The organism is Motilimonas sp. E26, from assembly GCF_021278025.1.
Lineage (GTDB): Bacteria > Pseudomonadota > Gammaproteobacteria > Enterobacterales > CBDFNC01 > Motilimonas.
In genome coordinates this window covers 94,887-107,111 of sequence record NZ_JAIBHJ010000003.1, presented here as the reverse complement: position 1 = coordinate 107,111, position 12,225 = coordinate 94,887, and the positions used below count along the sequence as shown (strand labels likewise).

Annotated in this window: 8 protein-coding genes; 5 read left to right on the top strand and 3 right to left on the bottom strand. The window is 42.6% G+C overall.

Going from position 1 to position 12,225, the window contains the following annotated elements; genetic code table 11:
* Positions 1-201 precede the first annotated feature (201 nt).
* Complete coding sequence (locus K1M91_RS21335; RefSeq protein WP_282561083.1) at positions 202-3,339, bottom strand: EAL domain-containing protein; 3,138 nt, start codon at positions 3,337-3,339, stop codon at positions 202-204.
* 417 nt (positions 3,340-3,756) lie between these two features.
* On the opposite strand from K1M91_RS21335, the gene raiA reads away from it, so the two are divergent.
* From raiA to K1M91_RS03295, 3 genes are all read left to right on the top strand, one after another.
* Complete coding sequence (gene raiA / locus K1M91_RS03305; RefSeq protein ID WP_232800136.1) at positions 3,757-4,095, top strand: ribosome-associated translation inhibitor RaiA; 339 nt, start codon at positions 3,757-3,759, stop codon at positions 4,093-4,095.
* A 78-nt stretch (positions 4,096-4,173) separates the two neighbouring features.
* Complete coding sequence (locus K1M91_RS03300) at positions 4,174-6,084, top strand: chorismate mutase (RefSeq protein WP_232800135.1); 1,911 nt, start codon at positions 4,174-4,176, stop codon at positions 6,082-6,084.
* Positions 6,085-6,101: 17 nt separating this feature from the next.
* Positions 6,102-6,944 (top strand): DUF3108 domain-containing protein, encoded by an 843-nt coding sequence (locus K1M91_RS03295; protein ID WP_232800134.1) that lies wholly within the window; start codon positions 6,102-6,104, stop codon positions 6,942-6,944.
* A gap of 133 nt (positions 6,945-7,077) precedes the next feature.
* Here K1M91_RS03295 and tyrA read toward each other — a convergent pair whose 3' ends face one another.
* Positions 7,078-8,211, bottom strand: a complete 1,134-nt coding sequence (tyrA, locus tag K1M91_RS03290) for a bifunctional chorismate mutase/prephenate dehydrogenase (protein WP_232800133.1) — start codon at positions 8,209-8,211, stop codon at positions 7,078-7,080.
* A gap of 11 nt (positions 8,212-8,222) precedes the next feature.
* Positions 8,223-9,296 (bottom strand): 3-deoxy-7-phosphoheptulonate synthase, encoded by a 1,074-nt coding sequence (locus K1M91_RS03285; RefSeq protein ID WP_232800132.1) that lies wholly within the window; start codon positions 9,294-9,296, stop codon positions 8,223-8,225.
* Positions 9,297-9,667: 371 nt separating this feature from the next.
* Between K1M91_RS03285 and K1M91_RS03280 the strand changes: the two genes are divergently transcribed.
* Both K1M91_RS03280 and btsR read left to right on the top strand, forming a co-directional pair.
* A complete protein-coding gene (locus K1M91_RS03280; protein WP_232800131.1) occupies positions 9,668-11,362 on the top strand; it encodes a sensor histidine kinase in 1,695 nt (564 codons plus the stop codon).
* Positions 11,359-12,078, top strand: coding sequence for a two-component system response regulator BtsR (gene btsR / locus K1M91_RS03275; protein WP_232800130.1), 720 nt, complete (start codon positions 11,359-11,361; stop codon positions 12,076-12,078). Before K1M91_RS03280 ends, btsR begins: the two co-directional genes overlap by 4 nt.
* Positions 12,079-12,225: the final 147 nt, after the last annotated feature.

The window sequence follows — 12,225 nt, the reverse complement described above, 5'->3', positions numbered from 1 at the left end:
AGTAATACACCTTAAGGTATTGAAACGATATAAAAACAGTTAATTAAATCAACTGTAAATGTTTCATTCAACCATAGCTAATCAAAGGTGAAATGCAATCATCTTTACGCTAAGTTGAAACCAGATCGGCATTCTTGTAACAGATTGCTGGGATCTTAACCGTAAAAGCTAAAATCCCCTATATATGACGAGAGAAAGAGGTTAGATGGTTTTTAGCCGTTTCACATAACGGACAATGGCATCGCCCGTGATTGGCTTACTGGCAAGATACCCTTGGTAGAAGTTACATTCCTGCTTTTGTAAAAACTCTAACTGTTGACGAGTTTCCACACCTTCAGCAGTTACACTAAACCCCATATGCTTGGCAAGGGCCAAAACCGCCTCAACAATGGCCATATCACTGGCATCGCGTGGAATATCACGAATAAAGGAACGATCAATTTTAAGCTCATCAGCCGGTAAGCGCTTCAAATAAGATAAAGAAGAGTAACCTGCACCAAAATCATCCACTGAAAAGCTAATACCTTTTTCTTTTAACAGCGTCATTTTACGGATAGTTTCTTCGGCATGACCAAGCACCACAGATTCAGTAATTTCAAGGTTAAGGTAGCTTGGCTCCATCCCAGATAAGTGCAACGCTTCTTCTACTTGCTCAACAAAATCAACATGGTGAAACTGCTTTGCACTAACATTCACTGCGATTTGCGGCAACTGAATATCCTGCTCGACCCACTTCATATACTGTTTACATGCTTCTAGTAACACCCAATAGCCAATTTCAATGATCAAGTCGCTTTCTTCAGCAATGGGAATAAATTCAACCGGACTGATCAGCATCTTACCTTCCGGCTGCCAGCGTACTAAGGCTTCAACACCAACTATTTCGCCCGTTTTAACCATATGCTGAGGCTGGAAATGCAGCAGTAATTCATTTTTCTCAATCGCTGAGCGCAGCGCATTATGGATAGTTAAGCGTTTATCCGCCTGCTTTTGCATGTCCATATCAAAGAACATTAAGGTTTTGCGCCCTGCTGATTTGGCTTGATACATGGCTGTATCCGCTTGCTTTAACAAGTCACTGGCATTTTGTTTTTTACCTGGAAATAGCGTGATGCCCACACTCGCACCAATATGAAGTATCTGCTCACCAAAATGATACGGCGCAGAAACGATCTGGATGAGGCGCTCACCCACAATATTAGCTTGCTGCTCAGCATGAGGTGGGTTTTCAGACAAATCCGGTAGCAGCAGCACAAATTCATCACCACCTAAACGGGCCAAAATGTCGCCATCGCGGATCATGTTACGTAATCGACTTGCCACTTGCTCTAAAATCCAATCGCCAGCGGCATGACCTAAAGAATCATTAATGGTTTTAAAATGATCTAAGTCGATAAACAGTAAAGCACCTATCATGTTGTGCGCCTGAGCATGTTCAAATGCATCAGACAAACTTTCAAGTAACATGCGTCGATTAGGTAGGCCAGTTAACTCGTCATAATAAGCAAGATTTTCAATACGCTTTTCAGCAGCTTTACGCTCTGACATATCTTCAAAACAAATAACATAATGGGTTACGTTGCCGTCATCATCACGCACTGAAGTAATGGTTTCCCATTGTGGATACAGCTCGCCATTTTTGCGTAACCGCCAACACTCACCACTCCATTTTCCTTCTTCATCTAACTTCTGTGACAAAGAAATATCTTGGTCGCTACGACGCTCACCATTTAGGATGCTAATGTCTTGCCCTGCTACCTCATCAGCAGCATAGCCTGTTATTTCCGTAAAAGCATAATTAACCCTTAAAATCAAAGCATTAGGGTCAGCGATAATGATACCTTCGTTGGTTTCAAACGCCACTGCAGAAAGCTTTAATTGTGCTTCGTCTTGTTTACGTACCAGCTCTGCCGACGCCCGTAAGGAAAATGTTTGCAGCAACACTTTTACATTGGCTTCATCCACAATCACATCGTCACTCATTAATACCAAGTAACCAATAATATGCTCGCGACCATTAATCAACGGCCAAGCAACATATCCTTCTACTGGCCAATCAACAAATTCACCACAATCGGGATAGTATTTTCCCACCTCTCTTTTAAAAATCTGCGGTCCCGCACTGGCCACTCTCTCGCAAGGGGTGCCTGCGGTATAAAAAATCATACTTTGCTGCAGTTCACCATCTTCCACCATCGCTAACGTACGCGCGGTATATTCCGATTCAATCTCGCACAACATCACGCTGCGCATTTTTAATGCTTTCGCTAATTCACTAACCAATGCATTAAAAAAGCCCTGTCCCGTTTCAGCCGAAATGGCACTGGCAATAATATCAATCAATCCTTCACGCTGTAGCCGCGCTTTTTCCTGCAGTCCACGTTGCGCCATTTCCATCACTCGCGCCGCCAACGCCGCCACAGATTTTAAAAATGCTTGCTCATCAATACTCCATTGACGCATTTTTCCAGCGGACTGACATAAAATAACCCCCTTAACCACACCTTCAGAAACAATACTGGTTTGGATACTAGAACTAATATGTTGGGGGACATCTAAGCTTTGGGTATGGGGAGCAAAAGCCATATCGCTGGCCACTATGGTTTTGTTTTCAGCAACGGACTTAAAAAAACTGGGATGATCTTGACGTAGTAATACCTCGCCGAGTTTGCCAAAGCCATCACCAGAATACTCAACGCAAGTAAGCGAAGACAAAGTCTCGTTAGCAATCCAAATACTAATGTGTTGCAGCTGAAAAACAGGCTCTAAATGCTCCGCCAAGTGGGCAAAAAAATTAGCACTGTCACCTTGATGTAAAGCCGGATCGGTCGCTAAATGTAATAATAAGTTATTTTGCTGTTGACGGTATTCATTGGCACTGCGATATAAAGTTTGCTCGGTTGTTGTCGCCAAGATTTTCGGCTTGTTTAAACCATCAAATATGGGCTGACTGAGCATAGTCACCACCCAAAATTCCTCGCCTTCCGGGCTGAGCATTCGATATTCAAGTGGCGCAGGCGCTTCACCACGCCAAGCTTCGTCTAAAAAAACGCGAAATGTGGCTCTATCTTCTGGACAAACAAACGCAATAAGTTCACTGCTCTTTAGGGATGATTGTGCGGTAATTTTGGCCAGTTTAGTGGAATTGCAACCTTGAAAATAAATCTTGTCATCTGCAAAATCCCAATACCAAAAAACGCATTGCCCTTCGTACGGGTTAGCATCTGAGCGAGAGTCGACTAACTTGCTACTAGTAGTTTGCTCGGGAGAAGAGTCTAAATGATGGCTTTCTTCACTAGTAATATGGCCAGCCTTCTTGTTAAATAATCCTTTGAACATATACCAATAGCTTTTAGAACTTTAATACTATTATATTAACTTAGCCACACATCAATTAGGTGAGAAAATGTAGTTAATATGATTAATACAGCAAGAAAGAGAAAGAACTGACTAAACAATCGCCACTTCACCTACTTTGAGGAGCTATATCTCAAAACGATCTTAATCAGAAGAGTGATTTATTGCACAGGCACGCCTTGCTGCAGCACCACCTTATCCTTATTGATACTGCTACACCCCTTAGCTTAAAACAAGGACAAAAAAGATATTCTGCAGCAGAAACAAGACCAGATCATAAAATGATTTCTTTATTCTCTTTGTAATGACAAAGAGTGATCAAGATCACTTTTTTATTTCTATAAAGTCGTAACCTGAAATGGAGCAACAGAAAATAGTTATCAAAAAGGGGCATTATTTATGACTATAGAAATTACTAGTAAACATATGGCTATCACTACCCCAATGCGTGAAAAAATAAGCGCTCGTTATGACCGATTAGAAAAAATGCAGCTACCGTTAATCAAACCACATTTCATCATTACTCAAGAGCCAAAAGGCTTTAAAATTGAAGCATCTATCGGCATTCCCAACGGAGATTTATTTGCCACTGCTACCCATGATGATTTGTACTGTGCCATTAATAAGCTGGGGCAAAAGCTAGAAAAACAGCTGCATAAACACGTTGATAAACCGAATGCCCAACGCACTGCTATACATAAGCGCGTCGTAGAAGAAGAGACAGAAGCCGCCGCATAAAAACCAATTTGGTAAATATTAATAAAAACGACATAATAAACCTCCCTCTGGGAGGTTTTTTTATATTCAGGAAACAGTATGGCTAGCTTAGACTTAGAAGAAATTAGACGCACCATCACAGAACTCGATAGTGATTTATTAACCTTATTAGCGAAACGAAAAGCCATTGCCCTTGATGTGGCTCGCAGCAAACAGGCTAATCCAAGGCCAGTACGCGACCAAGAGCGTGAGCAAGCATTACTTGAGCGGCTAATTATTCAAGGTAAAGATCTTGGCTTAGACGCACACTATATCACTGAAATATATCACACAATTTTAGAAGACTCGGTTCGCTCTCAACAAGTTTACCTGCAGCAATTAGTTAACCCTGAGCATAGCCTGCCACAAATCAAGCTGGCCTTTGTCGCTGAAACTGAAAGTTTATTCGCTGGTATCAAGTACATCAATCGCCAAGGTAAAACCCTAGTGCAATGGCCATGTAAACATTTTCAACAAGCCATACAAGAAGTAGAACAAGGTTGCGCTGACTGCGCCATTTTACCGATCGAAAATACCAGTGCAGGCAGCATTAATGAAGTTTACGATCTGTTGCAACACACTCGCTTATCTATCGTCGGTGAAATTGTCGTTAATACCGAATATGCCTTGTACGCCAACCGTGAATTGCCAATAACGCAAATTGATACCTTGTACTGCACGCCACAAGTAGCACAGCAATCTAGCCACTTCATCCAACAGCTAGACAACATAAATATTGTTTATACCCTAACCAGTGCCCAAGCCGCCGAGCAAGTAAAAAACAACGCTCACGCCGCGGTTATTTGCAATATTGAAGAAGAGTTTTGCACTGAATTGGTTAACATAAAAAATCATATCACTAACCAACAAGAAAACCTTAGTCGCTTTATTTTGGTGGCGCGCAAAGCCATTAACGTGACCAGTCAAATTCCTGCTAAAACCACTTTAGTACTGGCAACGGGGCAAACAGCTGGCGCATTACTCAACGTTTTAAGTGTGTTTAAAAAATATAACCTGATCATGACTAAGCTAGAATCACGCCCAATCCAAGGCAATCCTTGGGAGGAAATGTTTTATATTGATCTAGCGGCTAATTTAGACAGCCCAGCCATGTCACAAGCATTAGCCGAGATAACCCCACAAACTCAATATCTCAAAGTGCTTGGCTGCTACCCAAGTAATGAAGTAAAAGCGACTCAGGTGCCCGGTGCCCAACTGGCTGAAATTCATCACAGTGCCGAATTGGTAACACCTGTGCCAGATAACGAATCGCACTCGGCGGCACTCAGTCGACTCAATCAAAAATTTAACCTAATTGCATGTGCCACAGTAATTAATGAAGATGATTTTGCCAACCAAGCACAGCAGCTGAAAAATGCCGGTGCACAGGCCATTTTAATTAACCAAGATACAACCCATTCAAACCAAAACCAACAAGGGCTATGGCAGGCATGCCAGCAACGGGCAAAGGCTCTTAACATATTACTCATTTTACCGGTGCACCAATTACATGAGCTTAATAACGCCGCCAAATATGCCGACTTACTTTATGTTGCGGGTGACCAAATGCATAACAGCGAGCTGTTAGAACAACTGGGCCGTCAGCACCGGCCTGTTATTTTAGTGCGAGGAAAAACAGCCAATAACGATAATTGGCTTAGCTGTGCAACCACCATTATGGAGCAAGGAAACCAACAAGTATTACTATGTGAACAAGGCCAATACCAAGGAGAGCACACCCAACTAAATTTAATGCAAACTTGCCGCTTAAAAGCGCATACATCATTGCCCATTTTAGTGCATGCCTTTGGCGACATAACCGACAATGAGTTTCTTTTATTTAATAAAGACTTATATGCATTAGGTTTAAATGGCTCTATTATTGATACTAAGCCCAATGAGTCAACGCAATTACAACGGTTAGGCGCATTGAGTAAGCAAGTGAACAACCTAAAAAAGCATAACGAATAGGCAGGAGCCAAAAATTTATGTGGTTACTTAACACCTCAAAGGGCGCATTCGTTCCATTATTGAGTTACAGCAAAGCAAGCCTGTTAGCCTGCTGCATGACATTGACCATGCAAGCCAACGCAGCATTAGCAGACAACGAAACAATCACAACAAGCCAAACTCAACAACAGAGTCCTGGTGCCACAACCGAGGTGTCAAGTACCACCAGCACAGGTTGTACTAACTCATTCAGCTATCAATTTTTTTACAAAAACAGTCATGTCGGAAATATTCATCGTCAACAAAAATGGCAGCGGCAACAAGCTGACATGACAACCTCAGGTAAAGTGTCATTTTTAATGTTCAACTTCACCGGTAAACATCAATCTAAGGTGTACTGGAGCAATACACAACAGCAATATCTAACCCGAGAATTTAAACAAGAAGTAAAGGGCTTAACAGATACAAAAGTCAGTGCGTGGTTTAGTGATAATGGCTTAGTCAGTAAAGTCACCGCGAATGATGAAAAAACTGAGTACTCTGATTTCAATCAACCCATTTTAGACTTTGAGGCTATTTCCGCACAAATGCGTCAAAACCTGATAAACAACACGAAAGAATTCGACTTTCTGATGCAAAAGAGTGATGAATTAGGCCATTACTACTTCAGTGTTGTCGGTGAAGAAGAGCTTAATATACTAGGTAAAAACTATCGCACCATCAAAGTTCAACAAATCAAAAAGAAAGACCGCAAGCTGTATTTATGGTTTGCACCAGAGCTGGACTACCAATTCGTGAAAGGCACTTACAAACGTAAGATTATTGATATCGAAGCCAAGCTAAGCAAGTTTGATTTAGGCTGTACAAAAACCAACCACTAGCTTTAATAAGACACTCTTTCAAAAGATAAAAATGAAAAAAGGAGCCAAAGACTCCTTTTTCGTTTTCAGAGATGAAAGCGCAAAGCGTATAGGGAAATATATTCTTATGCTTATCCAGAGTACAGGTTACTGACTAATCCTCTTGATAGTGACGACTATCATGAGCCTGCTGGAGTAGCGCCTTACTTTCTTTCATAAACATTTGCGCATAATCACCAAACCAATCACTTACCCGGTTAAACGATGCGACAAAAGCTTCTTTGTCTCCCGCTTCAAGTAACTTCACGCCCTCTCCTAGGGAATGATGATAAGCTTGGATCATCTTCAGGTTGTCTGGATTCGACATAATAATATCAGCATAGAGCTCAGGATCTTGCGCGAACAAGCGCCCAACCATCGCTAACTCTAAGCGATAAATTGGCGATGATAACTCAAGTAATTGCTTCACATCAGCATTGACCGATTCCAAGTGCACGCCGTAAGCGAAACTAGTGAAATGGCGCAATGCTTGAATCAAAGTCATCGCTTCATCATGTGCCTGAGCACTAGTGCGATACAAGCGTGCCCCCCAAATTTGCATTTGGGTAATCAACCACTGGTATTGCTGCGCATCTCGACCATCACAGTAAGCAATCACTTGCTTAGCAAAACTTGAAATATCTGGGCCAAACATAGGGTGCAAGCCAACCACTGGACCAGAGTGTACATCCAGCATCGCCTGTAAAGGGCCTGATTTCGTACTAGTAATATCCGCTAGAATACAATCTTTGGGTAAATTACCTAACCGCGCAATGGTCTCTTGGGTAATTTCAATTGGCACCGCCACTAAGACCAAACCGGCATTGCCGAGTAAGTCGTCAGCGCGCTGCCAATCGTCTTTTTCTAGCACATCCACTTGATAACCAGACAAGCGCAGCATGTTAACAAACAACTTACCAAGCTGGCCGCCACCACCGATGACAACAATATTACGCAACTGCGGATTCACTATCTTAAAGCCGTGATCATTTTCACTGGCATAAGATTCACGCATGGTGCGGCGTAAAATATCTTCAATCAGATCAGGTGGTACCCCTTTTTTATCTGCCTCTTCACGCCTTTTCGCTAACATAGCCGCTTCGCGATCGGGTGCATAAATTGGCAAGCCGTGTTCGGTTTTCACCTCACCGACTTGCGCAACCAAAGCGAGCCGTTGCGCCAATAAATCAACCAACTGCTGATCGACAGAATCTATTTGGTTGCGTAAATTATCTAGTGGATGCGCCATAAGCTTACCTATTATTGACCTAATCGCGCTTTTAGCGGAGCAACCAAATTGTCATTGGTTTTCTTTAACAACTCAGCCGTGGTATCCCAATCGATACAGGCATCTGTCACTGATACACCATACTTCATTTCTTCACGTGGTAAATCAGCGCTTTGATTGCCTGCATTAATATGGCTTTCAATCATCACACCAATAATCGAGCGATTACCCGCTTGAATTTGACTGATCACATTGTCACAAACCTTAGGCTGTAACTCATGATTTTTACTTGAGTTAGCATGGCTACAATCGACCATAATGGCAGGACGTAAGCCCGCTTTTTCCATTTCTTGCTCAGCTAACGCAACATTTACCGAATCGTAGTTAGGCTGCTTACCGCCACGTAAAATAACGTGACCATCTGGATTACCTTGAGTTTGTAGCAGTGCTACTTGACCTTCTTGGTTGATCCCCATAAAGCGGTGTGACGCCGCCGCCGATTGCGCCGCATTAATGGCTGTCGCTAAGCTGCCATCGGTACCATTTTTAAAGCCGACAGGCATTGATAGACCGCTGGCCATTTCACGATGGGTTTGTGATTCAGTCGTACGCGCGCCAATGGCTGACCAGCTGAATAGTTCAGCTAAATATTGTGGGCTAATCGGGTCTAACGCTTCTGTCGCTACAGGTAATTCTAATTCAGCGATCCAAGCCAATAATTCACGACCTAGGTGCAAACCTGTTTCAACATCAAATGAATTATCCATATGTGGGTCATTGATAAAGCCTTTCCAACCAACGGTGGTTCTTGGCTTCTCAAAATACACTCTCATTACGATATACAGAGTGTCTTTATATTCATCATGCAATTTCTTTAAACGATAGGCATATTCTTTAGCAGCGTCTAGGTCATGGACGGAACAAGGACCACAGACGATCAATAAGCGATGATCTTTACCATGAATAATATCAGAAATGGTGTTACGTGCATCTTGCACAAATTGTAACGCTTTGTCTGATACAGGTAGTTTCGCTTTTAACTCTGCTGGCGTGATCAGAACTTGTTCTGAACTTATGTGAACGTTATTAATACTGTCTTTTTGCATGATAAACCCAACTTAAAATTTGTTTAGGATTGAAAAATGAGGCCTTAAAGAAACACATATTCCTTTGCCTCGCCTATCGTTTAACCAATCCGACATTGGTTATTTGTAGATAATTCAGCGCAAGCCGAGATGACAAAATACCAATCAGCGCCTGATTTGCAAGCCAGTTTTAGTTTTTATTAATTTTATGAACAAATTTCGAACTAACAAGGCACAGTAAAACTCAGTATCGATAGGGTTTTATGCGGGCTATTTAACAAAGTGATAAACAAAGCTGTTGTAAGATTAAGTAATCCTAGATGACTTCCCTTTTCCTATTTATTTCTTGGCGTTGACAACGCATTAAGCTCAAACGGGGTAAAAATCGCACTATGGCGCTTATTATTTCATTGATTCAACAACTCAGCGTATTTTTGGTGATCGCGTACCTTTTTAGTAAAACGCCAATATTTAAGCCATTGGTTTCGATCTCCGTGTCTTTGCCTCACAAAGTGGTTATTTACTTGGTGTTCAGTAGCTTTTGTATCATGGGAACCTATTTTGGTTTAGCAGTACAAGATGCCATTGCTAATACCCGTGCCGTCGGCGCGGTATTGGGCGGATTATTAGGCGGCCCCGTGGTGGGATTTTTTGTCGGCTTAACAGGCGGCTTACATCGTTATTCCATGGGGGGCTTTACCGATGTAGCATGCGCTATTTCCACAACTTTAGAAGGATTAATGGGGGGGTTACTGCACCTGTACTTAGTGCGAAAACGTAACATAGAAGCCCTATTTAGCCCTTTGATTGCTTTTTTCATCACCTTAGCCGCCGAAGCAGTGCAAATGGCGGTCATCCTTATTGTGGCGAAGCCTTTTGCCCAAGCTTGGCAACTGGTCACCCTTATCGCCCCGCCGATGCTGATAGCCAACGCCCTTGGCGCCGCTTTGTTTATGCATATGATCCGCGATCAAAAGGCCATGTTTGATAAATTTTCCAGTGCATTTTCAGCCAAAGCCATGTTGATTGCCGAGCGTACAGTAGGAATAATGGCCAAGGGATTAACCCAGCAAAGCGCCGAGCAAATCGCCAATATTATCTTAGAGGAAACCAAGGTCGGTGCCGTTGCGATCACCGATAAAAAGCACATTTTAGCCTTCACTGGTATTGGCCATCAGCACCATAAACCCGGTCGAGCTATCAGCTCACCATTGACATTAGGCGCTATCAAAGACAACAAAATTGTGTTTGCCGATGGCGTGAATTTACCTTATCAGTGTAGTGTCGACAAACATTGCCGATTGGGCTCAGCAATTATTATTCCGCTACGCATTGGCGATGGTGAAGTCGTCGGCACCATTAAACTCTATGAGCCAAAACATAAATTGTTTCTTAACATCAATCGCACCTTAGGTGAAGGGATTGCAAAATTGCTCTCCAATCAAATCCTATTTGGCCAGTTTTTAGAACAAAAGCGTTTACTTACTGAATCAGAACTCAAGCTGATTCATGCCCAAGTAAATCCGCATTTTTTGTTTAATGCTCTCAACACCATCAGTGCAGTGACCCGAACCGATCCGGATAAAGCCCGCGAACTGCTGTTGTCTATGTCGCACTTTTTTCGCAAAAACTTAAAACGCAGCTGTGACATTACGCGACTAGAGGAAGAGCTTAAACATGTCGAAGCCTACCTCGCCATAGAGCGCGCTCGTTTTGGCGACAGGCTTGACGTTAAGATCAATATCAGCCCTGATGACTACTCGCTGAGCTTACCTTGCTTTACCTTACAACCTATTATTGAAAACGCCATCAAACACGGCACCTCTCACTTACTAGAGGGAGGTTGCATCACTATTGACTTAAACGAACACCCAAAGCAAGTATGCCTTTGTGTGCAGGATAACGCGGGCCTTTATCGCAGCAAAACCAGTGATGGTTTGGGCTTAGACATAGTCGATAAACGAATCAAAAATGCCTATGGTCAAGACTATGGTTTAAGCATTGAATGTGAGCCAAATGTTTACACTAAAGTGAATATTTACTTACCCAAATCCCTAACAAATACAAGCAAGGAGCCCCGCTCATGATCCGTTATTTAATCATTGATGATGAGCCCTTGGCCCGCGATGAACTCAAGCATTTACTTGAGCAAGAAAGCGAGTTTGAATTCGTCGGCGAAGCAGCCAATGCTATTGCCGGCTTGAGTTTAATTAATAAACTCAAGCCCGATTTGATTTTTTTGGATATTCAAATGCCAAAAATCACCGGCCTTGAACTCGCCAGCATGCTCGATGACAACCAACTACCACGCATAGTGTTCGTTACCGCCTATGATGAATACGCCATTAAAGCGTTTGAAGAAAAGGCCTTTGACTACATTTTAAAGCCTATTGAAGTATCGCGTTTACAGCAGACACTGACCCGCTTAAAACAAGATCACACACCTAAGCCGATGCTTTTTGATGACAAGCCTAACTTAACAGTCTTACCTTGCTACTATCACCACACCATTAAGCTGATCCAGCTGTCGGAAGTAGAATATGTGATGAGCGATCATAGCGGGATCCACATCATTACCGCTGCGGGACAAAGCCACACTCATCTCACTCTAAAAACCTTAGAAGAAAAAAGTGCGCTACTACGCTGCCACAAGCAATACCTAATCGCCGAGCAAGCCATCAAAGAAATTCAACTACACGAGAATGCCAGCGCAGACATTATTACGCCGTCTGGTCATAAGGTGCCCGTTAGCCGACGCTACCTCAAAGCAATCAAACATCACTTTGGTATTCAAACAGGCTAACGCGCTATGAGATAGCAATACCTGCGTAAGTATCATCACTCACCAATCACAGGCCACAAGGTCTGGTCATAAGGTGCCCGTTAGCCGACGCTACCTCAAAGCAATCAAACATCACTTTGGTATTCAAACAGGCTAACGCGCTATGAG